This window comes from Shewanella aegiceratis (genome assembly GCF_019457495.1).
GTDB lineage: Bacteria > Pseudomonadota > Gammaproteobacteria > Enterobacterales > Shewanellaceae > Shewanella > Shewanella loihica.
Window position 1 is genome coordinate 2,332,007 of the sequence record NZ_CP080416.1, and the last position, 26,595, is coordinate 2,358,601.

21 protein-coding genes and 8 tRNA genes are annotated in these 26,595 nt (G+C 53.3%); 20 read left to right on the forward strand and 9 right to left on the reverse strand.

Annotated features, from left to right (window positions below; all coding sequences use genetic code 11):
* Positions 1–90: 90 nt before the first annotated feature.
* The 3 genes from K0H80_RS10445 to K0H80_RS10455 form a co-directional block, all read right to left on the reverse strand.
* Positions 91–2,250: a sensor domain-containing phosphodiesterase gene (locus K0H80_RS10445; protein ID WP_220071517.1), complete on the reverse strand. Its 2,160-nt coding sequence runs from the start codon at positions 2,248–2,250 to the stop codon at positions 91–93.
* Between the two features lie 159 nt (positions 2,251–2,409).
* Positions 2,410–2,697 (reverse strand): DUF406 family protein, encoded by a 288-nt coding sequence (locus K0H80_RS10450; RefSeq protein WP_041511183.1) that lies wholly within the window; start codon positions 2,695–2,697, stop codon positions 2,410–2,412.
* Positions 2,698–2,769: 72 nt separating this feature from the next.
* Positions 2,770–3,258, reverse strand: coding sequence for a VC2046/SO_2500 family protein (locus K0H80_RS10455; RefSeq protein WP_041511182.1), 489 nt, complete (start codon positions 3,256–3,258; stop codon positions 2,770–2,772).
* Positions 3,259–3,383: 125 nt separating this feature from the next.
* On the opposite strand from K0H80_RS10455, the gene K0H80_RS10460 reads away from it, so the two are divergent.
* From K0H80_RS10460 to K0H80_RS10475, 4 genes are all read left to right on the forward strand, one after another.
* A tRNA-Tyr gene (locus K0H80_RS10460) sits at positions 3,384–3,468 on the forward strand.
* A gap of 31 nt (positions 3,469–3,499) precedes the next feature.
* Positions 3,500–3,584: transfer RNA gene (locus K0H80_RS10465), tRNA-Tyr, on the forward strand.
* A 43-nt stretch (positions 3,585–3,627) separates the two neighbouring features.
* Positions 3,628–3,712, forward strand: a tRNA-Tyr gene (locus K0H80_RS10470).
* Positions 3,713–4,013: 301 nt separating this feature from the next.
* Positions 4,014–5,075, forward strand: a complete 1,062-nt coding sequence (locus K0H80_RS10475) for a PLP-dependent cysteine synthase family protein (protein ID WP_220071518.1) — start codon at positions 4,014–4,016, stop codon at positions 5,073–5,075.
* Positions 5,076–5,221: 146 nt separating this feature from the next.
* Here the strand turns inward: K0H80_RS10475 and queE are convergent, their stop codons facing one another.
* Positions 5,222–5,890: a 7-carboxy-7-deazaguanine synthase QueE gene (gene queE, locus K0H80_RS10480; protein ID WP_011865859.1), complete on the reverse strand. Its 669-nt coding sequence runs from the start codon at positions 5,888–5,890 to the stop codon at positions 5,222–5,224.
* A gap of 184 nt (positions 5,891–6,074) precedes the next feature.
* On the opposite strand from queE, the gene queC reads away from it, so the two are divergent.
* Positions 6,075–6,758 carry a 7-cyano-7-deazaguanine synthase QueC gene (gene queC / locus K0H80_RS10485; RefSeq protein WP_220071519.1) on the forward strand — a complete coding sequence of 228 codons (684 nt, stop codon included), beginning with the start codon at positions 6,075–6,077 and terminating at the stop codon, positions 6,756–6,758.
* Positions 6,752–7,336 carry a rhombosortase gene (gene rrtA / locus K0H80_RS10490; RefSeq protein WP_220071520.1) on the forward strand — a complete coding sequence of 195 codons (585 nt, stop codon included), beginning with the start codon at positions 6,752–6,754 and terminating at the stop codon, positions 7,334–7,336. The genes queC and rrtA overlap by 7 nt, the downstream gene beginning before the upstream one ends.
* Positions 7,337–7,477: 141 nt before the next feature.
* Here rrtA and uvrB read toward each other — a convergent pair whose 3' ends face one another.
* A complete protein-coding gene (uvrB, locus tag K0H80_RS10495; RefSeq protein ID WP_220071521.1) occupies positions 7,478–9,496 on the reverse strand; it encodes an excinuclease ABC subunit UvrB in 2,019 nt (672 codons plus the stop codon).
* Positions 9,497–10,241: 745 nt separating this feature from the next.
* Here uvrB and K0H80_RS10500 point away from each other — a divergent pair.
* The 14 genes from K0H80_RS10500 to gloA all read left to right on the forward strand — a co-directional run bounded on the left by K0H80_RS10500 (position 10,242) and on the right by gloA (position 20,721).
* Positions 10,242–10,317, forward strand: a tRNA-Asn gene (locus K0H80_RS10500).
* A gap of 41 nt (positions 10,318–10,358) precedes the next feature.
* A tRNA-Asn gene (locus tag K0H80_RS10505) sits at positions 10,359–10,434 on the forward strand.
* A 26-nt stretch (positions 10,435–10,460) separates the two neighbouring features.
* A tRNA-Asn gene (locus K0H80_RS10510) sits at positions 10,461–10,536 on the forward strand.
* Between the two features lie 24 nt (positions 10,537–10,560).
* A tRNA-Asn gene (locus tag K0H80_RS10515) sits at positions 10,561–10,636 on the forward strand.
* A 24-nt stretch (positions 10,637–10,660) separates the two neighbouring features.
* Positions 10,661–10,736, forward strand: a tRNA-Asn gene (locus K0H80_RS10520).
* A 116-nt stretch (positions 10,737–10,852) separates the two neighbouring features.
* Positions 10,853–12,781 carry an EAL domain-containing protein gene (locus K0H80_RS10525; RefSeq protein ID WP_220071522.1) on the forward strand — a complete coding sequence of 643 codons (1,929 nt, stop codon included), beginning with the start codon at positions 10,853–10,855 and terminating at the stop codon, positions 12,779–12,781.
* A gap of 83 nt (positions 12,782–12,864) precedes the next feature.
* A complete protein-coding gene (gene rsxA / locus K0H80_RS10530; RefSeq protein WP_220071523.1) occupies positions 12,865–13,443 on the forward strand; it encodes an electron transport complex subunit RsxA in 579 nt (192 codons plus the stop codon).
* A gap of 2 nt (positions 13,444–13,445) precedes the next feature.
* Positions 13,446–14,015 (forward strand): electron transport complex subunit RsxB, encoded by a 570-nt coding sequence (gene rsxB / locus K0H80_RS10535; RefSeq protein WP_144204256.1) that lies wholly within the window; start codon positions 13,446–13,448, stop codon positions 14,013–14,015.
* On the forward strand, positions 14,009–16,657 hold the full coding sequence (rsxC, locus tag K0H80_RS10540; RefSeq protein WP_220071524.1) for an electron transport complex subunit RsxC: 2,649 nt from the start codon (positions 14,009–14,011) through the stop codon (positions 16,655–16,657). Before rsxB ends, rsxC begins: the two co-directional genes overlap by 7 nt.
* A gap of 2 nt (positions 16,658–16,659) precedes the next feature.
* Positions 16,660–17,712 (forward strand): electron transport complex subunit RsxD, encoded by a 1,053-nt coding sequence (gene rsxD / locus K0H80_RS10545; protein WP_220071525.1) that lies wholly within the window; start codon positions 16,660–16,662, stop codon positions 17,710–17,712.
* A gap of 20 nt (positions 17,713–17,732) precedes the next feature.
* On the forward strand, positions 17,733–18,371 hold the full coding sequence (rsxG, locus tag K0H80_RS10550) for an electron transport complex subunit RsxG (protein ID WP_220071526.1): 639 nt from the start codon (positions 17,733–17,735) through the stop codon (positions 18,369–18,371).
* Positions 18,364–19,062 (forward strand): electron transport complex subunit E, encoded by a 699-nt coding sequence (locus tag K0H80_RS10555; protein WP_220071527.1) that lies wholly within the window; start codon positions 18,364–18,366, stop codon positions 19,060–19,062. Before rsxG ends, K0H80_RS10555 begins: the two co-directional genes overlap by 8 nt.
* Positions 19,063–19,065: 3 nt before the next feature.
* Entirely contained in the window at positions 19,066–19,707 is a 642-nt protein-coding gene (gene nth / locus K0H80_RS10560; RefSeq protein WP_220071528.1) for an endonuclease III, read from the forward strand.
* A gap of 603 nt (positions 19,708–20,310) precedes the next feature.
* Positions 20,311–20,721: a lactoylglutathione lyase gene (gloA, locus tag K0H80_RS10565; RefSeq protein WP_220042531.1), complete on the forward strand. Its 411-nt coding sequence runs from the start codon at positions 20,311–20,313 to the stop codon at positions 20,719–20,721.
* A gap of 60 nt (positions 20,722–20,781) precedes the next feature.
* Here the strand turns inward: gloA and K0H80_RS10570 are convergent, their stop codons facing one another.
* The 4 genes from K0H80_RS10570 to ruvC form a co-directional block, all read right to left on the reverse strand.
* The gene (locus K0H80_RS10570) at positions 20,782–23,292 is read right to left on the reverse strand and encodes a TonB-dependent receptor plug domain-containing protein (RefSeq protein ID WP_011865872.1); all 2,511 of its coding nucleotides are present in this window, start codon (positions 23,290–23,292) and stop codon (positions 20,782–20,784) included.
* A gap of 1,128 nt (positions 23,293–24,420) precedes the next feature.
* Positions 24,421–25,434 carry a Holliday junction branch migration DNA helicase RuvB gene (ruvB, locus tag K0H80_RS10575; RefSeq protein ID WP_220071529.1) on the reverse strand — a complete coding sequence of 338 codons (1,014 nt, stop codon included), beginning with the start codon at positions 25,432–25,434 and terminating at the stop codon, positions 24,421–24,423.
* A 19-nt stretch (positions 25,435–25,453) separates the two neighbouring features.
* Positions 25,454–26,071, reverse strand: coding sequence for a Holliday junction branch migration protein RuvA (ruvA, locus tag K0H80_RS10580; protein WP_220071530.1), 618 nt, complete (start codon positions 26,069–26,071; stop codon positions 25,454–25,456).
* Positions 26,068–26,589 (reverse strand): crossover junction endodeoxyribonuclease RuvC, encoded by a 522-nt coding sequence (gene ruvC, locus K0H80_RS10585; RefSeq protein WP_220042535.1) that lies wholly within the window; start codon positions 26,587–26,589, stop codon positions 26,068–26,070. Before ruvC ends, ruvA begins: the two co-directional genes overlap by 4 nt.
* Between the last annotated feature and the right edge of the window lie 6 nt (positions 26,590–26,595).

Consider the following 26,595-nt stretch of genomic DNA (forward strand, 5'->3'; position numbering starts at 1 on the left):
GCAAGCTGACAGGCTCACGGCTAACTAGCTTACATCTCAAAAGCTATCGCGCTACTACCTATCAATGACTGACCGGCTATTGCCGCCAGATTAATGCAGCAGCGTCTCTGTATTGGCACGTAGGAACTGGCTGAACTCGGCTTCTCGCAGCGCCGGGCTATAGAGGAAACCTTGCGCCTGATGGCAGCTTAACGCCGACAGGAAAGATTCCTGCTCGGCAGTCTCGACCCCCTCGGCCGTCAGCGATAGATTGAGCGCCTTGGCCATGGCAATGATGGCACTGACGATCTCGCGACTCTCGCGGCTGACACTGAGATCTGAGATGAAAGATCTGTCTATCTTCAGCTTGGAGATGGGGAACTGCTTCAAATAACGCATCGAGCTGTAACCCGTACCAAAATCGTCGATGGCCAGCCCTACCCCTAACTCGGCCAGCTCCTTGCACAGATGGGTCGCATAGACCACATCTTCCATCAGCTCGGTCTCGGTGATCTCCAAAATCAGGGTGTTAGGTCGAATACGGTACCGAGTCACCAGTTGCCACACCTGATCATAGAGCTGAGTACTGAAAAACTGGCGCGCAGAGACATTCACATGCATGGAGAGGTTAATGTTATGGTGCTGCCACAGGTTAAGCTGGCGACATGCGGCCTCCAACACCCATTCGCCGATGGCCGCGATCATGCCGGTTTGCTCGGCGATATCGATAAAGGCACCGGGATAGAGAACCCCTTTCTTGGGATGATGCCAGCGGATCAACGCCTCGGCGCCAATATAGGCCTGACGGCCGAGATCTTTCAGGGGTTGGTAATAGAGCTCAAACTCACGATTCTTCAGCGCCGCCTGCAGATCCCGCTCAATCTGGGCATCTTCTTTGAACGACTTTAACAGGGCGTGATTAAAGATCTGTATCGCACTCCCCTGCTTCTTCTTGGCATACTGCACAGCAATATCGGCGCAGGTGAGCGCCGAAAAACCTGCCTCTAGCGCGTTTATCTCGACGACCGACAGTGCAGGTTTAGCCTCGAAAGCTTCGGCGCCCACCTGGACAGGCAAATTTAACTGGTGATAGAGACGCTTGATGACATAGTCCAGACTCTGCTCATCCTCGATACCCTCAAGCACCAAGGCAAACTCATCGCTGCCCACACGGGCCATCAGCTCGGCCTTCTTGACGCTGGCAAAGTGTTTGATGCGGCGAGCCACCTCGATCAGCAGGCTATCGCCCTTCTCATGGCCGTAGGTATCGTTGAAGCGCTTAAAGCCCCTGAGATCGATCAGCATCAGGTGACCACTGCGTAGCTTTTCCAATGCGCGATTGAAATAGCTACGGTTGTAGAGGCCGGTTAGCGAGCAGCGCCAAGCCAAACGCTCGAGCTCATTCTGCTGCACCAACTCTTCTGAACAATCTTCGGCGGTCACCAGGGCGTAGTGATTGCCCCTAGGGGTGGTAAAGGGGCGAACCCGATAACGCAGCCAGTAACTCTCACCATCTCGACGGGTCAATTGGGTATTTCCCTTGGCAATCTTACCCAGCTTGACTTGGGCCAGCACGGCGTCGGCCTGGACCGGCGACTGCTTAAAGAAATCCAGACAAGCTAAGGGTTGCCCCAAGATCTGCTTCTTAGGCACACCTGAGATGGCATGATGTGCGCCATTAACATATTCAATCTTATCTGTGGCCAGGTTGACCACCATGCTGATCTGCTCCGACTGTTCGATTGCCTTTAAAAACAGGCTCAGGCGCTCGTCTGTGTCGTAAGCTCGTTGCGTCGCCAGGGTCAATGCCAGCTGATCGGCCACCTGGGAAACGATATGGATCTCGCTCTCTGGCCATTCATGCAGCTGACCCGATTCGAGATAGAGCACCCCTTCGAGATGTCCATTGATACGAATTGCCACATCAAGATGCGAGACCACCTGATTTTCATTGAGGTAATCGACTAATTCGGCGACACGGCCATCATTTTCGACGTCGACCACGTCTATGGTGCGACTGCGTTTGAGCTGATCGAAATAACTGGGACATAGCGATTGCGCGGGGCGTGAAGCCGGGCCTTGCAAACTTGTATGAGCGATGAGCTCACAAGCCTGGCTGCCGGAAAACAGACAAACACCTATGTTGTCCACCTCGAGGGACTGACTGAGCAGGTCGCAGGCAAGCTCGGCCGTCTCTTTAAACAGGCCTTCTTGTTTTTGCGTCGAATTGACTATGGTTTCAAGCAGATGTTGAAATTGGCGCTTGGTCATAAAATCCTACTGCCGATAACCTTCTGCCGATAAAAGGTTACCGAGGTAAAAACCGCCAAAGGCGGTAACAACATAGATGTTATTGTTATTATTAAATGTTCAATTTGTGCACATTACACGAATAACTCGCTAATTAGCAAGCTAATCTCGATGGCGCTGCTAGAGACCGTGTTCGAGTTGGAAAATCATCTTCTCGGCGCTGTAGCCAAAGGTGAGGCGCAGCTCCTGGCCACCTTCTACTGCCTTGATCTCACTCTCAACACCCTCGAAACGCTGCTTAGCCGCCTGTGCCATGGCTTGCAACTCACTTTGGGCGTTCTCTCCATCACGTACCAGAGTCAGTACGGTATCAAACTCATCGATCACGGCGCCGATATCGGCATAGCTGCCACAATCGTTACAGGTATCGTTTACCAACTCTGATTGACCCTCTTGAATCTTTTTCATTTTGACCCTTAACCTTTTAACTGAAAATGCTCATAGCTATATATAGCAAAAGCCGAGCTACCGCACTTAAAACTAAGCCAAAATGTCTCCTAACGCACGTTGCCTGACGATCTGCTCGGTAAAATGCGGTAATTCCAAACTAGGTGCGTCGGCATCGAGTTCATTGTGAAAACGCGCCAGGGTAACGGGATCGCAGTTAGCCAGCACCTCTTGCATCGCCAGCGGATCCCGTCCTCTGTGGACTAAGGGTTCGGGACTCAGATATTGCTGCAGATGAAAACCGCTTAGCCCTGCCTGGTGAAACTGCTCGCTGTTGTCTCTGTCTTCACCCAGATGAAGTGCGCTGGTCAGCGCCTGTGGCTCGGGTAACTCAAATTGACGCTTGAGTTTTGTCTCAACATCGCTTGGCGCCTGATCCAGATGAAACTGCGCCATATCTCTGGCATCGTTTGACAACATGGCCAGCAGCAGACCAAATTCTCCCCGGCGATGATCGACTATCGCCTGGTTGAGTCGGGTCCCTAATTGATTCTCGTTGATGATCAACTGACTAGTTCGCATAAAAAAACATCAATAAAACAGCTCGTTGCTATTTAATCGACCACTTACGCCATAACTTTAGCAATTATTTTAAATTGGGACTTTACAGCGCCAAGGATTCTGACTACTATGGCCGCCGCAATTGAGGAGGGGTTCCCGAGTGGCCAAAGGGATCAGACTGTAAATCTGACGGCTCAGCCTTCGAAGGTTCGAATCCTTCTCCCTCCACCATTTGCCTACAATGTAATAAAGAGATACTCGTGGAGGGGTTCCCGAGTGGCCAAAGGGATCAGACTGTAAATCTGACGGCTCAGCCTTCGAAGGTTCGAATCCTTCTCCCTCCACCATCTTTATCTCATTAATACCTTGTGCTGCTGTACCAAAAAATATGGAGGGGTTCCCGAGTGGCCAAAGGGATCAGACTGTAAATCTGACGGCTCAGCCTTCGAAGGTTCGAATCCTTCTCCCTCCACCATTTTTTCTCCCGCGTTATCTCATCTCTCAGCTTTACCCTAAACCTCAGCTTTATCTTAAGACTTAGCTTCCCTGTTTGGTTTACCTATTGTTTTAAAGCGCATCTGTTTTTAAGCAAGACTAATTTCGTCCCGTTTGCTACCCACTGCAGCCTAGGGCTTAAGCAATTTTCCAGTCGCTCCTTTTTCCATCACTGCTTCTACCCTCAATGCTCGGTCGCATTTCTTTTCGATTTTCCTTTTCGTTATAAATTATTTCGTTAAGCTATAAGGTCTATCCGCTCAATAACCTCAGGAGCCACAATGGATCAATCTTGGGTCAACCAGGCCATCGCAAAGATCGAGGCTGATTATCAACGCAGTGCAGACACTCATCTGATCAAGCTGGAACTGCCCATGCTGCCCGGCATCGATATCTACCTAAAAGATGAAAGCACCCATCCCACAGGCAGCCTCAAGCATCGCCTGGCGCGCTCTCTGTTTCTCTACGCCCTGTGTAACGGCTGGATCACCCAAGATACGCCCATCATAGAGTCTTCATCCGGCAGTACTGCAGTATCAGAGGCCTACTTCGCACGCCTACTGGGTCTGCCCTTCATCGCCGTGATGCCCGCCTCTACCGCCAAGAAGAAGATCCAACAGATCGAGTTTTATGGTGGACGCTGCCATTTCGTCGAGCATTCGAGTCAGATCTACGCCGAGTCACAGCGCCTGGCCGACGAGCTATCGGGCCACTATATGGATCAGTTTACCTATGCAGAGCGAGCCACCGACTGGCGCGGTAACAACAATATCGCCAACTCCATCTTCGAGCAGATGCAAAGAGAGCCGCATCCAGTCCCCAGCTGGATCGTGATGAGCCCTGGCACCGGTGGTACCTCGGCCACCATAGGCCGCTATATTCGTTACCAGTGTGCCAAGACCAAGCTTTGTGTGGTGGACCCAGAAAATTCGGTATTCTACGACTATTACCATAGTGGCGATGCCAGTATCAGCTGCGCCGGCGCCAGCCGTATCGAAGGCATAGGCCGGCCGCGGGCAGAGCCCTCTTTTATCCCCGGGGTTGTCGACCATATGGTCAAGATTGATGATAGCGCATCGATCGCCACCATCTATTGGTTAGAGACGCTGATCGGCCGCAAGGCAGGCCCCTCGACCGGCACCAACCTCTATGGCGCGCTGCAACTTGCCAGCGAGATGCTTGCCAACGGCCAAACCGGCTCCATCGTGACCCTGCTATGCGACTCGGGAGATCGTTATCTCGATACCTACTACGACAAGCAATGGGTAGATGAGCATATTGGCGATATCACGGAATATCAGACCAAGCTAGCGGCCTTTAACGAGTCGGGGCATTTGGAATAGCCAGTTCTATCTTTTCGGCTCTCGAGCAAGGACTTTAGAGAAGAGAAGATAAGCAAGCTTAATGAGTCATCAACAAAAACGGCGCCTTTAACTGTTTACTCCCGGTTGGCGCCGTTTTTTTATGTAAATATAAGTATCCCTGATGCTCAATCGATATTCAGATATTTATGGGTCTGAATAGAGAGGCGCCAGTTGCGCTCGATGCAGACCTTCATCGCCAACTCGGTGGCGCGGGGCTTCTGGCTAATCGGCTGAAGGCAGATGGTCTTGCCAAGGGTGTCTATGCCTTTGAGCAGCTCGTCGAGTTCCTCGATGTGGGAGGCCTTGGCGACCGGGTGTTTGATCTCATCGGCGCGTTCCAGCGCCTGCTCTAACACCTTATATCCGCCCTTCATGTTGATCTTAGGCGACACCGTCACCCAGGCACGAGGGTCCACTAACACATCGAAGGTCCCGCTTGTCTCAATTTGACACTGCATGCCGGCATCGGCAAAGGCCTGAGTCAAGGCGATAAGATCATAGATACAAGGCTCGCCGCCGGTGATCACCACATGTTTGGCGCTAAAGCCCTGCACCTTGAAGTGCATCAACAGCTCACGGGCATCCAGCTCGGCCCAGCGGCCGATGGCGCCATCCACCTGGATCACTTGCTCAGAGGAGACGCGGTTCTCGGCTAAGGTTTCCCAGGTATGTTTGGTATCGCACCAGGAACACCCCACAGGGCAGCCCTGCAGACGGACGAAGATCGCCGGCACGCCCGTGTATACCCCTTCACCTTGGATGGTTTCAAAAACTTCATTAACCGGATACTTCATCTTAAACCTCGTCACTTGCGGGCGGCTTTTATAGAAGATTTTGCCCCTACAAGCAAGTATAACCCCATTAATTCCCCAAGGTTTCACCAATTTGTCCATGGCTTAGGCGGATCGCCACAAGAAAATTTGCAAGGCCTTCATGGTCAGTTAAACTATCGACAAATTTTCTATCCGGACAGAGCAGATGTCTAAAGCTGTTGTTGTGTTTAGTGGCGGACAAGACTCCACCACCTGTTTAATTCAAGCCCTGAATCAATATGATGAAGTGCATGCGGTTACCTTCGATTATGGCCAGCGCCACAGCGAAGAGATCGCCACCGCCGCCAAGCTGGCCAAGGACCTCAAAGTCGCCAGCCACAAGATATTAGATGTAACCGTGCTGAACGAGCTGGCTATCTCAGCCCTGACCCGTGATGCCATCCCTGTGTCGAATGAATTGATGGAAAACGGCCTGCCCAACACCTTCGTGCCCGGCCGCAACATACTGTTTCTCACCTTGGCCGGGATCTACGCCTATCAGCTGGGCGCCGAGAGTGTGATCACCGGCGTGTGTGAAACCGACTTCTCCGGCTATCCAGATTGTCGCGACTCGTTTATCAAGGCAATGCAATCGGCGCTCGAACAGGGAATGGATCGTGAACTTAAGCTTGTCACTCCCTTAATGTGGCTTAACAAGGCCCAGACCTGGGCATTGGCAGACAAGTACCACAGCCTGGAGCTGGTTAGAGACCAGACCCTCACCTGCTACAACGGTATCGTCGGCAGTGGCTGCGGCACCTGCCCCGCCTGCCTGCTGAGAGCCAAGGGACTGAATGACTATCTGGATGACAAAGCAGGCGTCATGGCCGAACTGGACGCAAAATGTTAGGTCGGCTGACGTCACGCGCAACGCCCTATGGCGTGGTGCTGGGGATCAGCATACTCTGCGCCCTGCTCTACTTTCTCCACCTGGACGGCACGCTCGCCTTTCGCCGCAGTGCCATTGCCCACGGAGAGTGGTGGCGCCTGGTTAGCGGCAATCTGCTGCACACCAATCATTGGCACCTGCTGATGAACCTGGCGGGTCTGTGGGTGATCAGTTTTCTGCACGAGAACCACTACCGCGCCGGTAATTTCACCCTACTGCTTGCCCTGCTCTGCCTGCTTCAGGGACTGGGGCTCTACTGGTTTTTTCCCACCTTAGGCGGTTATGTGGGCCTTAGCGGCATGCTGCATGGTTTGTTTGCCTACGGCGCCCTAAAAGATATTCAGATGAAGATCCGCTCCGGCTACCTGCTATTTGCCGGCGTCTGCTTCAAGGTGGCTTATGAGCAGTATTACGGTGCCACGGATCAGATCACTAAGCTGATCGATGCCAGGGTCGCCACAGAGGCGCATTTGGTTGGGGTGATCAGCGGCGTGCTGGTCTTTTTGCTCTATCGTCTCATCAAGCGACTGGCGCGCTAATGACTAGGCACTAATGACAAAGCGCTAATAACCTAACGCTAATAACCGAGTTAACGGCATTGCTTATAACATTGGCCCAGAAAAGATAAAAAGGCTCACCTAGGTGAGCCTTTTCTTTGTTGCATCGCTTATGCGCTAGTGCTAAGCCTTAATCAGCGCCTCGCGCAGGGCCAGCACCTCATCACGCAGCGCTGCCGCCTGCTCGAACTCCAGGTCTCTGGCATGCTGGTGCATTCGCTTCTCCAGCTCATCTATCTGATGGCTGAGGCTGGACGCGTCTTGCTTGGCATAGGTAGTTCTGGACTCGGCCACCTTCTGGTATTTCGGCAACACCTTGGCGGTATGCTCGTTGTAATCCCCCAGATCCATCACATCGGCTATCTTCTTCGACACACCCTTCGGTGTGATGCCGTTGGCCAGGTTGAACTCATGCTGCTTCTCCCTGCGACGCTCAGTCTCGCCGATCGCCTTAGCCATCGACTTAGTCACATTGTCGGCGTAGAGGATCACCTTGCCGTTCACGTTACGGGCGGCGCGACCTATGGTCTGAATGAGGGAGCGCTCCGAGCGCAGGAAGCCTTCCTTATCGGCATCTAAGATGCACACCAGAGAGACCTCGGGCATATCCAGGCCCTCCCTAAGCAAGTTGATGCCGACCAGCACATCAAACACACCCAGGCGCAGGTCGCGGATGATCTCCACCCGCTCGACCGTATCTATGTCAGAGTGCAGATAACGCACTTTCACGCCATGCTCATCGAGATACTCGGTAAGATCTTCCGCCATACGTTTGGTTAACGTGGTCACCAACACCCGTTCGTTCACCGCGACGCGCTTGTTGGCTTCAGACAAGAGGTCGTCCACCTGAATTGCGACCGGGCGCACCTCTATCTCGGGATCCAGCAGGCCTGTCGGACGCACCACCTGCTCGGCGATCTCCCCGTCACTCTTATCCAGCTCATATTGCGCCGGGGTCGCCGACACGAAGATGGTCTGTGGCATCAAAGACTCAAACTCTTCGAACTTGAGCGGACGGTTATCCAGCGCCGAGGGCAGACGGAAACCATACTCCACCAGATTCATCTTGCGCGAACGGTCACCCTTATACATGGCGCCGATCTGCGGCACGGTCACGTGGGACTCATCGAGGATCAACAGGCCGTCGGCAGGCAGATAGTCCAGCAGGGTCGGCGGCCCCTCACCCGGACGTCTGCCAGAGAGATAGCGGGAATAGTTTTCGATGCCAGAGCAGTACCCCAGCTCTGTCATCATCTCAATATCGTATTGCACCCGCTCAGAGATCCGCTGCGCCTCGATAAGCTTATTATTGTCCAGCAGATACTGCTTGCGCTCTCTGAGTTCCTGCTTGATCTCCTCTGTGGCCGCCAGGATCTTCTCTCTGGGCGTCACATAGTGGGTCTTAGGATAGACAGTGGTGCGCGCGATGCGCTGCAGAATATGGCCGGTCAAGGGATCGAACAGGCTGAGGCGGTCTATTTCATCGTCGAACAGTTCGACACGGATCGCCTGCTTGTCAGATTCGGCGGGGAAGATATCGATCACCTCACCGCGCACCCTGAAGGTACCGCGATCCAGCTCGATATCGTTGCGGGTATATTGCAGCTCGCTCAGGCGCTGCAGGATCTCCCTCTGGCCCATAAAATCGCCCTGACGCAGATGCAGCAACATCTTCATGTAGGACTCAGGGTCGCCCAGACCATAGATGGCCGACACAGAGGCGATCAGCACCACATCGCGCCGCTCAAGCAACGCCTTGGTGGCCGAGAGTCGCATCTGCTCGATATGAGCATTGACCGAGGCATCCTTCTCGATGAAAGTATTGGTCGACGGCACATAGGCTTCGGGCTGATAATAGTCGTAGTAGGAGACGAAATACTCGACGGCATTATTAGGAAAGAACTCCTTCATTTCGCCATAGAGCTGGGCCGCCAGGGTCTTGTTGGGCGCCATGATGATAGTTGGGCGCTGCATCTGCTTGATAACATTGGCGATGGTAAAGGTTTTGCCGGATCCCGTTACCCCAAGCAATGTCTGGCTTGCCAACCCGGCATCCAGGCCGTCGACAAGTTGCTTGATCGCCCCGGGCTGATCGCCAGCCGGCGCGTACTGCGAAACGAGATCAAATGCTGATTCACTCAATGGTGCACTCCTTTATAGCTGTGCACCTATCTTAAAGTACCCACAGCTATTAGCCAATGAGAGGGTTCATTTTCTTATTAGGCAGAATTCACCGAATCGTCCCATAAATGTCATCGGTTTGTCATGTAAGTTTTGTACAAGCGGCAAATTTGTACTCGGCGGTCAAAAAACAGGCTAAAACTCACGCCTGTAGCCAATTTAATACACAAGCGAAGGGCCAAAACTCATTACATATCTGTAACGTCATGCAGATAATTGCATTAAGGGGCTTGATTTTCATAAGTTGTTGATAATTGTTGCCAATATTAAGATGCGCTAATTCTTGTCATTTTAAGTACAACCCGCAGAGCCACTGCGTTTGCCCGGCGATTTAGTGCCTAACCCACAGGCTTATCCACAGATTTAGTGGATAACTCCCGCAACCTCAGGATAATCGCGGCTTTAGCCCCTTTTGCACATAGCCGCCCTTTTCTCTAAAGGGATGTAATTTTACTACATTTGAAAACCCAGCCTATCAGAGGAGCGTCGTCGGCTGTCATTATAGTGTCAGCATAAAATGCCAATAGCCGATAAATTTCAGCCAGATATGGCCGTTAAAGCAGCAAAATGCGCACTTAGCGATCACTGTGCGCATTAGATGAGCACTTAACAGCATAATTACACTTTTTTTGCCAAGTCGAGTTGACTCATGTGTAAGAGCGATTTAATATGCGCTCCGTCTTCAACGACGAGTCGCTTACACGATTCCCCAGTAGTTCAGTCGGTAGAACGGCGGACTGTTAATCCGTATGTCACTGGTTCAAGTCCAGTCTGGGGAGCCAAAGCGTCAAATTGAAGAAGATGAGTTAGCTATATAAGATGTTCCCCTGTAGTTCAGTCGGTAGAACGGCGGACTGTTAATCCGTATGTCACTGGTTCGAGTCCAGTCAGGGGAGCCAATTTAGTTAACCATATAAGTATCAATTCCCCAGTAGTTCAGTCGGTAGAACGGCGGACTGTTAATCCGTATGTCACTGGTTCAAGTCCAGTCTGGGGAGCCACTTATAGCATAGAGAAGTATCTACTCCCCTGTAGTTCAGTCGGTAGAACGGCGGACTGTTAATCCGTATGTCACTGGTTCAAGTCCAGTCTGGGGAGCCACTTCACAATCATATCTCTCTCGATTCCCCAGTAGTTCAGTCGGTAGAACGGCGGACTGTTAATCCGTATGTCACTGGTTCAAGTCCAGTCTGGGGAGCCACCTTCTTAAGTTTTACCCTCTGCGTTAACCTAAAAAACTCATCGGCCATAAAGCGTTAGACTATCTGTTTCAAATTTAGCTAGAATGAGCAGTCGATCAATTTAGGTTACTTTCTTATGGGCGTTGGAAAATCTATACATCTATTGCTGATAACGGCTTGTCTTGCCTTGACGGCGCTGGCCTATCTCAACCAGCGACAAGAGATCGCCGCAATAGCCGACTTCCAAATTAAGGAATATCAGGCCGATCCCATCTGGCAACAGCCCCTACCCGAACAAGGCCAAGCACTCTTTACGTTGCTGACTAAGCAATACGAGTTTCAGTTCTTCCAATATGTACACCAATTAGACGGCAACCTTAACTACACCCAGGGCGAACTTATCGCCTCTGGTACGGATCTGGCCACAGTGCTCTTTAATCAGCCAAGGGAAAACACCCAGGCACTGCCCCAAGGCCGCCTGCAGGTGAAACTCTCCAGCCGCGCCATAGCCAAGGATGCGCTGAGTCATTTTACCCAAACTCTTATCTGGATAGTCGGAGGCTATCTGGCCCTGGCGGTACTCTTTACCCTCTTGATGGCCAGACAGAAGCGGACCATAGGCTATGCGGTCAATGCCCTGGACGGTTTCGCCGAGCTTAAATTTGATGCCATCGCCCATTCACGTTTTCACGGCGAACTCAAACCCTTGGGCAAGGCGCTGGAGCATTGTCGCGTTGCCCTGCATGACAAGTTCGATCAGCTGCAGCAACAGACAGAGCAGCTTAATCGTGAGGCCTATCAAGATCCCGTTACCCTGTTTGGCACCCGCCCTAAATTTACCGAGAAGCTCGACGCCCTCGCCAAGCCCGGCAAGTCACGCATCGGACTCATGGCGATGATCAAGGCCACCGAGCTTGGTCATGTTAACCAGAGCCAGGGGCGCGCAGCGGGTGATGACTATCTGGCAGGCGTCGCCACCTGCATCCGTAAGGCACTGCAGGGAATGCCCAATATCGAGGCGTTTAGGATCAGCAGCGCCGATTTTGCCGTCTTTATACCGGATCTGGTATTAAAGGATGCCCAGCAGCCGCTGGAAAAGCTAAAAGCCCAGTTCGATGAGTACCAGCAAGGCAGCGATCTCGATTCGGTCGCCTATATCGGCATGGTGCCCTATGAGCAAGGCGGCGACGCCCTGTCTCTGGTCTATATTGCCGACGCCGCCGTCAGCATCGCTCAGACACTCGGCCCCAACAGCTATCATGTGCAGGAGAAGCTCAACGATGAGGAGCTGGTTGGCGATTCTCACTGGAAGCTGGCCATCGAAGATATTATCAAGCGCCGCGCCATCAAGTTTCACGCCCAGGATATTCAACCCTGTCGCGGCGCCGACAACGTCTATCGCGAGCTGCTGTCGCGCTTCTATAGCAGCGAGGGCAAGTTTCTGCCCACAGGCACAGTGATCGCCATGGCCGAGCGTCATGGGCTCAGCGTAGAGCTGGATAAGATCATCATACTCAGCACCCTGCGCCTGTTGCTCGACACCCCAACCTTCACCGGCGCCTTGGGGATCAACATCAGTACCGCCTCGGTCAACCAGCCCGCCTTTACCGCCTGGCTGAAAGATATCTTCGTGCGTCAGCGCCAGATCGCCTCGCGCCTGGTGTTGGAGGTGAATGAGGCGGGAATGCAGGCCAATATCCGCCAGGCCCATAAGTTTGTGCGAGACATGCACAGCGTCGGCGCACGGGTGGCGGTCGAGCACTTTGGCATGGGGTTCACCTCTTTCAAGTTCTTTAAAGAGGTCAGACCCGACTTTATTAAGCTTGATGGCAGCTATTCTCAGGGAATAGACACAGACAGCAACAATCGCTTCTTCGTGAAGATGATAGTCGATGTGGCCCGTAAGCAGTCGGTTAAGGTGATCGCTTCTAGTATCGAGCGTCAGGAAGAGAAGTTTGCCCTGGAGCAGCTTTTGGTGGACGGCCTGCAAGGCTTTTACATCGCTAAGCCTAAACCATTCACCGTAAAGGATGAACAATCTGCGCGCAGTCAGACGGCGGGATAAATAATCCCTTCATTCTTTGTGTTGTTTATCCCGGCCGAAAGGCCGATAATAGCCCGTAAATTAGATATAGATAACCCATTGAGATGAGCGAATATCTCCTCCTATTGGTCGGCACAGTGCTGGTCAACAACTTTGTATTAGTTAAATTTCTCGGCCTCTGCCCCTTCATGGGGGTCTCGAGTAAGTTGGAATCGGCTATCGGCATGTCGATGGCGACCACCTTCGTGCTCACCCTTGCCTCTATCTTAAGCTACCTGGTCGACACCTATCTGTTGACCCCTTTCGATCTCAGCTATCTGCGCACCATGGCCTTTATCCTGGTTATCGCCGTCGTGGTGCAGTTTACCGAGATGCTGGTACAGAAGACCAGTGCCGCCCTGCACAGGGCCCTGGGTATCTATCTGCCGCTGATCACCACCAACTGCGCCGTATTGGGTGTAGCCCTGCTCAACGTCAACGAGAAACACGACTTTATCGAGTCGGCCATCTATGGTTTTGGCGCGGCGGTCGGTTTCTCCATCGTCTTGCTCCTCTTCTCCGCCATGCGTGAGCGCCTCGCCGCCGCCGATGTTCCGGCGCCTTTCAAGGGCGGCGCCATCGCCATGATCACCGCAGGCCTGATGTCTTTGGCCTTCATGGGCTTCACAGGTTTGGTTAATTAAGCATGAGCCAAGTTATTATTGCCATCATCCTATTAGGGTTACTCGCCCTCGCCTTCGGTGCGCTGCTGGGTTACGCCGCCGAAAAATTTAAGGTCGAAGGTGACCCCATAATCGACCAGGCCGAGGCACTGCTGCCGCAAACCCAATGTGGCCAATGCGGCTACCCAGGCTGTCGTCCCTACGCCGAGGCGATCGCCAACGGCGAGAAGATCAATAAGTGTCCACCGGGCGGCACCGCCACCATGGAGAAACTTGCCGAGCTGATGGGCGTCGACCCAGAGCCGCTCACCGCCAGCGCCGAGACCCAGGTGAAGAAGGTTGCCTTTATTCGCGAGGCTGAATGTATCGGCTGCACTAAATGTATTCAGGCCTGTCCGGTCGATGCGATCTTAGGCACAGGCAAACAGATGCACACGGTTATCACAGACTACTGCACAGGTTGCGATCTGTGTGTCGAGCCTTGCCCTGTAGACTGTATCGACATGATCCCTGTCGCCGAGACACTGCAAAACTGGAGCTGGCAGCTCAATGCCATACCCGTGGTCAATATTAGCGAGGAATCTAAGTGTTAACCTTGTTAGAACAGATAGATAAAGGCACACTCTGGCGTATCCCCGGCGGTATTCACCCACCCGAACATAAAACGCTTTCCAACCAGAGCAAGATAAGCCGCTTGCCCCTTGCGGACCACTACCTCATTCCTGTCCCGGGCGTCGGCGAAAACTGCACCTTAGCCGTGAAAGTCGGCGACACTGTCACCAAGGGACAGCCCCTGACCCTGGGCGAAGGCTTTCGCCATCTGCCGGTCCATGCGCCTGTCTCAGGCAGAGTCGTCGCCATCGAAGAGCGTGCCAGCAACCACGCCTCCGCACTCCCCGTGCTCACCTGCGTGCTTGAAAACGATCATCAGGAGCGGTGGATCGAAAGCGTTCATACGCCACTGAGTCTTGAACAAGTGGCCGAGATGGACAACGACGCCATCATCAGGCGGATTCAGTTGGCGGGCATAGCAGGCCTTGGCGGCGCAGCCTTCCCAACTCATATCAAGCTCAAACCGGTTAGCGAGATTGAACTGCTGATCATCAACGGCGTCGAGTGTGAACCCTATATCACCTCTGACGACAAGCTGATGCAGGAAAGCTGCGATGAGATCGTCCGCGGCATAGAGATAGTCCATCAGTTACTCAGCCCGAAACGCATTATTGTCGCCATCGAAGACAATAAGCCTGAGGCTATCGAGCAGATGAGCCATGCGCTCAACCGCAGCCAGCTGCCCAGTCACTGCGCGCGAGTGAGCAAGATCCCCACGCTCTATCCGTCGGGCGGCGAGAAGCAACTTATCCAGATCCTCACTGGACAAGAGGTGCCATCGGGCGCCATTCCGGCCAACCTGGGCATTTTGGTGCAAAACGTCGGCACCGCCTACAGCATCGCCCAAGCAGTCTATCGCAACATGCCGCTGATCGAGCGCGTGGTCACCCTGAGCGGCCAAAATATTGCCAAACCCGGCAACTACTGGGTCCCTATCGGCACGCCAGTCGAGCACCTGCTAGAGGTGGGTCAATTTAGGGGCGATGCCAATGCCCCGGTGATCATCGGTGGTCCCATGATGGGCTACATGCTGCCGAACGTGGCGGCGCCTATCACCAAGGGCACCAACTGTGTCCTGATGCCGAGCGAGCAAGAAGTAGCCCCGCCGAGTCCGGAGCAGCCCTGCATCCGCTGCGGCGAGTGTGCCCAGGCCTGTCCGGCGCAGCTGCTGCCTCAGCAACTGTTTTGGCATGCCAAGGCCCAGGAATATGATAAAGCTGCCAGCTACAATCTGCGCGACTGCATCGAATGTGGCTGCTGCAGTTATGTCTGCCCCAGCGACATTCCACTAGTGGAATATTATCGCGTCGCCAAATCGGCCCTGCGCCAAGAGGCGGAAGAGAAGAAACAGGCAGAGCTTGCCAAGCAGAGATTCGATTCCCGCACCCTGCGTCTCGAGCAGGAGAAACTGGCGCGTGAAGAGAAGGCCAAACAGGCGGCAGAGCGTCGCAAGGCGCAGATGACTGGCTCAGATAAAGATGCCGTCGCCGCCGCCATGGCAAGAATCCAGGCCAAGAAGGCCGCAGAAGCCCAAGCCTCAGCAGGTGCTGCGACAGAGAAGCCACAAGACAAGGTCGCAGCAGCTATTGCAAGAGCCAAGGCTAAGAAGGCCGCGCAGAAAGCAGAGACCATAACGGAAGCTGAGACGAGCGAGCTACCAGCATCAAAACTCACTGGTGCCGACAATAGTGAATCGACCGCTGTGAGTCAGAAAGAGAAAGTGGCCGCCGCCATCGCCAGGGCTAAGGCGAAGAAGGCCGCACAAGACACGGCCGATACCGCTGAAGCAAGCCAAGCGCCCGCTCAGCAAGGTGCTGAGACTGCGCCATTAAGCCAGAAAGAGAAGGTCGCGGCGGCAATCGCCCGCGCCAAGGCCAAGAAAGCCGCTCAGGCTGACTCAAATGAACAGCAAGCCGCGACTGTTGAGCGCAGCGAAGAGACTGCTAAGCCAAGCGAAAGCCAGAGTGCTAGCACAGACAATGCCGAAGCCACCGATAAGGCAGATGCTGCGGCAGCTAAGAAGGCAAAAATTGCCGCCGCCGTCGCTAAGGCTAAAGCCAAGAAGGCACAGCAAGCCGGATCAGGCGAGGAGCCAAAAGCAGGAGCCGCAACTGATGCAGAGCTAGATCCAGCGGCACAGGTACAAGCTGAGGCGATAGACAATGCAGAGGTCAACAGTCCTGAAGCCATCAAGAAGGCCAAGATAGCCGCCGCTGTCGCCAAGGCCAAGGCGAAGAAGGCTCAGCAGGCCGGATCTGGCGATGAGCCAAAGGCGGAAGTCACAACTGATGCAGAGCCAGCTAAAGCGGCAACTTTACAAGCTGAGGCGATCGACGATGCAGAGCCCAACAATCCTGAAGCCATCAAGAAGGCCAAGATAGCCGCAGCGGTCGCTAAGGCCAAGGCGAAAAAGGCCGCTCAGGCAAGCGCAAGTAATGAACAGCTCGCGCCTAGTGAAAGCGAGACCGATATCGAAGACTTTGCCGATACCGAAGACGTTGCAGATACCAGCAGCCCAGAGGCCATCAAGAAGGCCAAGATAGCCGCCGCTGTCGCCAAGGCCAAGGCGAAGAAGCTGGCTAAGGCCCAAGAAGAGACCCCAAACAATGAGCACAAGGATTAATCATGGCATTTAAGTTGGCCTCATCGCCACACCTATCCACCAAGGCACAAACCCGTGGCCTGATGTTTAAGGTCATGCTGTGCGCCCTGCCCGGCGCGTTGGCCCAGTGCTACTTTTTCGGTTGGGGAACCCTGATCCAGATAGCCTTGGCTATTGCCATCGCAGTGGCCACAGAGGCGGCGGTATTAAAGTTACGTGCGCGTCCCGTAGGCAAGACCATCAGTGACAACAGCGCGGCCCTTACCGGCCTGCTCATAGGTGTGGCGATTCCAGCCTTGGCACCGTGGTGGATTGCGGCCATAGGCGTAGTCTTTGCCATCTTAGTGGTCAAACAGCTCTACGGAGGCCTTGGCAATAACATCTTCAACCCTGCCATGGCGGCCTATGTGATGCTGCTAATCTCCTTCCCGGTGCAGATGACCACCTGGCTCGCCCCAAGCGGCGCCGCCCTGCATGACCTAGGGCTGATGCAGAGCCTGAGCATCATCTTCCAGGGCGCCGATGCCGAGCAGATCCTCGCCTATCGCGCCGGCATAGACGGCGTGACCATGGCCACCCCCCTGGATGCGGTCAAGACAGGCCTCTCCACCGGTCTGACCCTGGATGAAATTTTAACTAAGGCCAGCTTTAGCGACGGCTTTGGCATAGGCTGGGCGGTGATAAACCTGGCCTACCTGGCTGGCGGCCTAGTAATGCTCAAGCTTAAGCTGATCCGCTGGCAGATAAGCACCGCCATCTTGGCCAGTTTGTTTGTCTGCGCCAGCATAGGTTATCTGCTGAGCCCTGATACCCACATGGGCCCCTTGCTGCATCTGTTTTCCGGTGCCACCATGTTAGCAGCCTTCTTTATCGCAACCGATCCTGTGACCGCGGCGACCAGCACCCGCGGCCGACTGATCTTCGGCGCCCTGATCGGTCTCCTGGTCTATCTGATCCGCAGCTTCGGCGGCTATCCCGATGCCTTTGCCTTTGCCGTGCTGCTGGCAAATCTGTGCGCGCCCTTTATCGATTATTATGTCAAACCCCGAGCCTACGGCCACAGAGCAAGCCGCTAAGCCCACGGCAGGAGTATGAAGTGAAACGTTCTATCGTCAAAAATGCTAGCTTATTGGGGTTATTCGCCCTCCTGTGTACCGCCTTGGTGGCCCTGGTTAACCAGTTTACCTTCGAGCGGATCAAGCAGCAGCAAGATCTCGAGCTGATGCGCACCCTGCATCAGATCATCCCTGATGAGATGCATGACAACGCGCTTATTGAGCATTGCATCCTGATCCAGGACGCAGATGTCCTGGGTATAGATGAGCCCCTGCCCGCCTACATCGCCAGCCAAGGTGGTGAGCCGGTAGCCATCGCCATGGAAACCGTCGCACCGGACGGCTACAACGGTCAGATTAAGCTGATCGTCGCCATCGATGCCAAGGGCGAGGTTTTAGGCGTGCGAACCCTTAACCATAACGAGACACCGGGCCTTGGGGATAAGATAGATCTGCGTAAGTCTTCCTGGGTACTGGGCTTTAAGGGCCAGAGTATTCAGGGCGAACAAGACAAGCGTTGGGCGGTGAAGAAAGATGGCGGTCAGTTTGACCAGTTTACCGGCGCCACCATCACGCCAAGGGCCTATGTCGGCGCCGTTAAGCGCACCCTGGCCTATTTCAACGCCAACCAGCAGACCCTGTTAACCCGCCCTGCCAACTGTGAGGTCCAGTATGAGTAACTATCGTGATATCGCCTGGCAAGGGCTATGGAAGAATAACCCGGGCCTGGTACAGCTTCTGGGCCTGTGTCCGCTGCTGGCGGTCACCGCCACCCTAACCAACGCCATAGGCCTTGGCTTAGCGACGCTTGTTGTTCTGGTGGGCTCCAACGTGCTGGTCTCTCTGGTGCGGGAGTTTGTGCCCAAAGAGATCCGCATACCCGTATTTGTAATGATCATCGCCGCGTTGGTGACCTGTGTACAGCTGCTGATCAACGCCTATGCCTATGGCCTCTATCTGTCACTGGGGATCTTCCTGCCACTTATCGTCACCAACTGCGTCATCATTGGCCGCGCCGAGGCCTTCGCCTCACGCAACAGCGTGGTTAAGGCGGCGTTCGATGGCCTGATGATGGGACTGGGCTTCACCCTGGTGCTCATGCTGTTAGGCGCTTGCCGCGAGATCTTGGGCCAGGGCACACTGTTTGACGGTGCCGATCTGCTGCTTGGCGACTGGGCTAAAGGGCTAACGATTCATCTCTGGCAGGTGGATACCAACTTCCTGCTGGCCATGCTGCCGCCCGGCGCCTTTATCGCCATGGGTTTTCTTATCGCCATCAAGAACATGATCGACAAGCAGCTCGAGGCGCGTAAACCAGCCCCAGAGGCCGCGCCAGCCGTCACCCGCGCACGCATTACCAAGGTGAGTTAAGTAATGAATACCGAGAAACGTCGTAAGATCCTGGAGATCTTTCGCGATAACAATCCTAAGCCAGAAACCGAGCTTAACTTCTCCTCTCCCTTCGAGCTGTTGGTTGCCGTCACCCTGTCGGCCCAGGCCACGGACGTGAGCGTCAACAAGGCCACCGACAAGCTGTTTCCCGTCGCAAATACCGCCCAAGCCATCTATGACCTAGGCATCGAGGGGCTCAAGGAATATATCAAGACCATAGGCCTGTATAATAACAAGGCAATCAACGTCATCAAGGCCTGCGAGATCTTGCTGGAGAAGCACGGCGGCGAGGTGCCCGAAGACAGGGAGGCGCTCGAAGCCCTGCCTGGCGTGGGTCGTAAGACCGCCAACGTAGTATTAAACACCGCCTTCGGCTGGCCGACCATTGCCGTCGATACCCATATCTTTCGCGTCGCCAACCGCACCAAGTTTGCCATGGGTAAGAATGTAGATCAGGTGGAGCAGAAGATGTTAAAGGTGGTACCGGCCGAGTTTAAGGTAGATGTGCACCACTGGTTTATTCTTCACGGGCGTTATACCTGTGTCGCCCGCAAACCAAGATGTGGCAGTTGTTTGATTGAAGAGCACTGCGAGTTTAAAGAGAAGGTCTATCCAGACGAATAGGCGTTCAGGCTTGCGCTGATTCTTGAGCTGATTCTAGAACTAATACTTGAGCAAACACTTAAGCAAACTCTTGAATAAAAATAAGCTCTCAAAGATAAAAAGCCGCAGATGCGGCTTTTTTCAGACTCAGTAGCGAGGGTTCGCTGCTGAGCTATACCAATCACGGTAAGTAAGTGAGCAGAAATAGCACGGGAAAAACGTTCAAGAACAAGGCAGCATTTTTTGATAAGTAGTTATTCTACAATCACAAATGGTAACACCGTTATCGGACGTTTTAACACGCTAGAGTGATCAGTTATTTACTACGATTGGTATCAAAACATACAGACAAAAAACACAGATAGAAACAGTGCTATGGTGGCCGTTAATCCCAGGGCCATTTTCAATTCGTTTGGCATCGACAACTCCTCTAGTAACCAAGCTCAATTATCTCAGCCATCCGGGTTAACACCAGTGACATCACCCCATTCTGTGACAGTGATCATGGCGATTTACGCCTGTTATTCCCAGGCTGTTATTGAGCAAGCAAACCGATAGCGCAGATTTAAATGGCGGATAAATAAGGTATACTTGGGCCTAGCATTCCCCTAAAAAGAGGTCCTTATGGCACAACTTTTACACACCATGCTGAGGGTCGGCGATCTCGATCGTAGCATACATTTTTACACCGAGATCCTGGGCATGAAGCTACTGCGCAAGTCCGAGAATCCAGAATACCGCTATACCCTGGCCTTCGTTGGTTTCGACGAAGAGGCGACTGGCGCCGCTGTGGTCGAGCTCACCTACAACTGGGATACGGACAAGTATGATCTCGGTACCGGCTTTGGTCATCTGGCGATCGGCGAAGAGGATATCTACAGCCGCTGCGCCGCTATCGAAGCCGCCGGAGGTAAGGTGACCCGTCAGCCTGGCCCGGTTGCCGGTGGCACGACTGAGATAGCCTTCGTTGAAGACCCTGATGGCTACAAGATTGAGTTCATTCAAATGAAATCTGCCCAGCACGGCTTAGGCTAATCTTGATACTCACATAAAAAAAAAAGCGCCCTAGGGCGCTTTTTTATTTCCAACTGCTCGTTAGAACTTAACGGTTACACCGCCGTAGATCTGACGACCGATAGTGTCGTAAACCTCAGGCACTGTGCCTGCCTCGTTACCACTTGCCACCATCACAGGCTTCTCGTCGGTGAAGTTCTTCACGCCCAGGCTTGCCGTAATGCTGTCGTTGATGTGGTACATACCCGAGATGTTGTGGTACAGCACTGAATCAACTGTGTCACCATAGTTGATGTCATCCATCTCACCGATAAAGCGGTTAGAGTACATCAGACTCCAGTCACCCTGGCCGGCCTTTACGCTGAAGTTATTCTTCACCTTAGCGTAACCACCGAACATGCCGCCGATGGTGCCAGTGTAGTCGATGCCATCCTGTTCAAATTCGAGCAGGTAGGTCAGATCGTTGCTGATGCTCCAGTCCAGACCCAGGCCTTCGAAACGGTAAGCCAAGTTAAAGTCGATACCACTTGTGTCTTGATAACCCACGTTGGTTAGCGGGTTAGTCAGGTTCTCCAGGTTACCGTCAGGGGTAATACCGAAGGTTTCACAAGCTGTAGTATCACCGGCGTGACAAGCATTCAGACCCGCTTGAACGTCCAGACGCGAGATGGCGTCTTTGATCTTGAAGCGCCAGTAGTCCAGCGTCAGTGACATACCGTCGATATAGCTTGGCGAGTAGACCAGACCAGCTGTGTAAGACTCTGAAGACTCAGCCTTCAGATCGGGATCTGAAGTGTAGTTCACCAGGATCTGTGGGTCTTGCTCGTTGCCCCAAGGATCGTCCAGGTAGTCGTATGAACCCACGTTACCACCGAACAGCTCGCTCACGTTTGGCGCGCGGAAACCGGTTGCCGCTACAGCGCGAAGCATAAGGTCATCGGTCGCCTCATAGGTCAAACCTATCTTCCAAGTCGATGCGTTACCAAAAGTTGAGTAGTCATCGAAACGCAGCGCAAATTCACCGGTCAGCTTGTCGGTGAAAGGTACGCTCACCTCTTGATAGACAGACACCACGCTGTAACTACCATCGGTAGGATCTTGCTGGGCTGCAGTGCCTTCACCGGCGACGATCACTGGATCTGGATTGTAGTAACCGCTGTCATGGCGATACTCGGCGCCAATCGCATAAGCCACTGGGCCCGCTTCCAGGTCGAAGGCTTCGCCGCTGATCACGCCAGAGACGATGTGCTGCTCGTTACCGCCGGTAGTGCTTTCCAGGTAGCTGATATCGTCGACGATGGCTTGAGACAGTGGGTCACCGCTGAACCAGGCATCCTGGTTGTCATAGACAGACTGCGCCATGTTCTTAGCGTTGATTGAGTTGTGCACCCAGGTCTCTGCCTTGTTCTTACCATAGGTGTAAGAAAGATCCCATGCGATGCCTGTGTGAACATCGAATTCACCGGCCAGACCCGCTGAGACACGCAGGGTGTCAGTGTCTTGCTCATAGATACGGTTACCCGCATCTGTGGTTCTTCTGCGATATTCGACGCGACCTTGGTCGTCAGGCGTGATGCCACCGGCAACCATCTCGTCGGTTAGCGTGATGCAGTTGCCTGTAGAAGTCGGCGTGCACACATCTAACATCACAGAAGCTGGCTGAGCCGCCATCATCTGCTCAGATTGACGCTTGGTGTAAAGCAGGTCGCCGGTAAAGACGATTTCGTTCGCAAACTCTTGGGTCGCATTGGCGAAGAAGCTGTAACGCTCGTTAGGCGTCTGTAGCCAGCTGTCCTGGGTAAAGTCATAACCTTCGGTGCGATCGACCCAGTTGCCGTTTTCATCTTGTACCTTACCGCCTAAAGAGCCGGTTGGGATAAAGCTACTGGCACCCTTCTCTACCCAGTCGCGATCTTTTTGCATCACGCCGCCACGGTCTGAGTAAGCCACACCAAAGGTGTAGTTACCACCGTCGGTATTGAATCCGTAAAGCGCACTGATCTCAACGTTTTCGCCGTCGCCCTTGTCGGTCGCGCCGCCATTGATGTCCAGCTGGAAGCCTTCAAAATCTTTCTTGGTGATGATGTTCACTACACCGGCAATGGCGTCAGAGCCATAAACCGCTGAGGCACCGTCTTTCAGGATCTCCACACGGGCGATCATCGCCACTGGGATAGTGTTCAAATCCACTGCACTGTCGGCGCCAGAACCTGAGTTCACCATGCGGCGGCCATTTAACAGCACTAGCGTACGGCTTGCGCCCATACCACGTAGATCCACCTGGGCGACACCGTCGGCACCATTATTAGTGGTAGAGCCTACTGCCATACCCGCCATGGCAGGTTGCGCCTGTAGGATCTCATCGACCGAGTTGTAACCCTCGGCGCGAATAGCACTGGCGTCGATAACGGTAACAGGTGAAGCCGTTTCCATGTCTTGACGTTGAATGCGTGAACCCGTTACCGCGATACGTTCAAAAGAGGCACTTTCTTCGGCAGCAACGGCATTGTTGGCAACAAAATATCCGCTGGTCGACACTGTCGCAATTAAACTTAATTTAACTGCCGCAGCTAATCTGCTTGTTTTAATCATGTAGGTCTACTCCCTAATTCAATTTTTATTCGGCGCCGTTCTTTTATTTATTCAACGCTCGATTCGATACTCTCCTTTCACCCCAAATGCGTCAATCCACCAATTTATTAACCAATGAAAAATAAAAGTTAATACAAAGTATTATTTAAGTAACAACGCAAGTTTAATATTTCACCCCAGAGAGTGAATAAGCATTCACCTGGTTTAATTAACTAGAAAATTTGATCCGAGCCAGTGTTTTCCTCCGTAAGAGTTGCAACACAATCACAACGCACACAAAAGACGAAAGTGTGATCATTATCACAAAATAACGGTCTAAACACTTGTTTCAATCTGGTGTTTTTACGCCGCAGGCACATAAACACGCCACCATTAACAAATCCGCCGACCTGAGCCTTAAATGAATAAGGATGCTGAGCGATGATTAGACTTGCTTGTTACAATATTTTACAAACGCGCAGAAACTCAGCGTTAGTTAACTTATCTCTCTACCTAGCTTCCACGCCACGGCATTAAATCAATTACTGACTTAACGCATTTAATTCTAAAGAGTAACTAAGTGCAGAATTAATAAAATGGATACGAATCAATCTTCAATTTAAATACACTCAATCTTTGTGGAGGATTAACAAATTCACTAACAAGTAGGCTTATTAAATTATATAAGTGTAACGCTTTGTATCTTTCATTCCCTTAACAGAAACTCTTTTAGCTTAAATTTTAAACGAAAGGATTCTGAAATAGGATTCAGGAATAGCTAGACAGCAACCGACTCGAATCATCGACTGATTGCATAGAAATTCGAGTGCGTCCCCAGCAACGACAGAGCGACAGCCGCAAGATCATGACGCTCACGGCACACCCATGAAGACGTTTGTTAGCGTCTCAGATTGAAGACTTTGTTTGAAGGCTTTGTTTGAAGGCTTTGTTTGAAGGCTTTGTTTGAAGGCTTTGATTGAAGGCTTTGAGTGAAAGCTTTGATTGAATGTCAGACAGGGAGGTACTGGGTAGACAGCAAAGGCGTCGTATGTAGAGCCAGTAGGTGAAAACAAAAAAGCGCAGTCTTTCGACCACGCTTTTTAACGCTCAACTCACTAATGTGAAAAATAATAGCCGTTCGCCTAGCGATTATTCCGGCTGGATCAGGTTAAAGTGCTGATAGGCTCTCGCCGTCGCGATACGTCCTCTTGGGGTGCGCTGTATGAAGCCTTGCTGGATCAGGAAGGGTTCGAGCACATCTTCAATAGTCTCACGCTCCTCGCCGATGGCCGCGGCCAGGTTATCCAGACCCACAGGGCCGCCCATAAACTTATCTATGATGGCCAGCAACAGCTTACGGTCCATATAATCGAAGCCTTCGACATCCACATCCAGCATATCCAGAGCGCTCTCGGCGACCAGCTTGTTGACCTCGCCATCATGCTTCACCTCGGCGTAGTCTCGCACCCGTCTGAGCAGACGGTTAGCGATACGCGGCGTGCCGCGAGAACGTCTGGCGACCTCTACCGCGCCTTCTTGATCGATCGGCAGCTCAAGCACCTTGGCCGAGCGCGTGACGATACTGCTAAGATCTTTGACGTTATAGAACTCGAGACGCAGTGGGATGCCAAAACGGGCACGCAGCGGCGATGTCAGTGCGCCGGCACGAGTGGTGGCGCCAATCAGGGTGAAAGGAGGCAGCTCTAGCTTAATGGAGCGCGCCGCCGGGCCCTCGCCTATCATGATATCCAGCTGATAGTCTTCCATCGCCGGGTAGAGGATCTCCTCCACCACAGGGCTTAGTCTGTGGATCTCGTCGATGAAGAGCACATCACCGGCCTCGAGATTGGTGAGCAGCGCCGCGAGATCCCCGGCCTTCTCCAGCACGGGGCCCGAGGTGGACTTGATGTTAACCCCCATCTCGTTGGCGACGATCATGGCGAGCGTGGTCTTACCCAGGCCAGGAGGTCCGTAGATCAACATATGATCCAAGGCCTCGCTGCGCTTCTGCGCCGCCTCGATAAACACCTTGAGCTGGGCCCTGGCATCGTCCTGGCCCGTGTATTCATCCAGCAGCTTAGGACGCATCGCCCTATCTATCTGCTCGTCCCGCTCCTCAGTGCCTTGGGGCTGGGCGTGAACTAACCTATCGGCTTCAATCATCTATTTCTCACTCTGAGCGCTAGAGCATCGATTTCAGCGATGCCTTGATCAAGGTTTCTGAATCCATGCCCTCTTCGAAGACACTGGACACCGCCTTACTGGCCTGTGCCGGCTTATATCCTAACGCCAAAAGCGCCGAGATGGCATCTTCTTCGGCCGTGTTGGCCACAGGTGCAGGAGTATAGTTAGACTGCAGCACAAACTCGCGCTCGTTGCCATGGGAGGCTTCCATCAGGCTCTTGAGCTTGTCGCGCATCTCAACCAGCAGACGCTCGGCGGTCTTCTTACCGACACCCGGCAGCTTAACCAAGGTTGCGATGTCGTCATGCTCGACGCATTTCACAAATTCGCCCGCCGTCATGCCAGAGAGTATGGTCAGTGCCAGCTTAGGACCGACGCCATTAGTCTTGATCAGCAGCCTGAACAGTGACCTCTCCTGCTTGGTGATGAAACCGTACAGCAGCTGGGCATCTTCACGCACCACGAAGTGGGTGTAGATCACCGCCTCTTGGTTTAATTCCGGCAATTCATAAAAACTGGTGAGCGGCATCTGCACCTCATAGCCGACACCGCCAGTTTCAATCAGCACCTCGGGCGCTTGCTTCTCGACGAGTAATCCCCGTAAACGACCTATCATCTATATCTTCCGTAAGTTCTCGCGCTAGCCTTACCGCCCATGGCGATCAGGCTCTGATATGTGTGGAAATGGCACAGGGCAACGCCTAACGCATCGGCCGCATCGGCCTGCGGCGCCGCCGGCAACTTGAGGATCTGTTGCACCATGTGCTGTACCTGACTCTTCTGCGCCCGTCCCGTGCCTACCACGGCATTCTTGATCTGGGTCGCCGAATATTCGGCCACCGGCAATTGAGCATTGGTGGCGGCGACGATGGCCGCCCCGCGCGCCTGGCCGAGCTTTAACGCCGAATCGGCATTCTTAGCCAAAAACACCCGCTCGATGGCAAATTCGTCCGGCTGGTATTGGCGGATGATCTCGCTTATCCCGTCGAAAATCACCTTGAGACGGGAGGGCAGATCATCGGATTGGGTACGAATACAGCCGCTGCCCAGGTAGATCTGCTGCCTGCCCTGGCACTGGATCACCCCATAGCCTGTGATCCGCGAGCCGGGATCCACCCCCAAGATTATCGGCATAGTCAG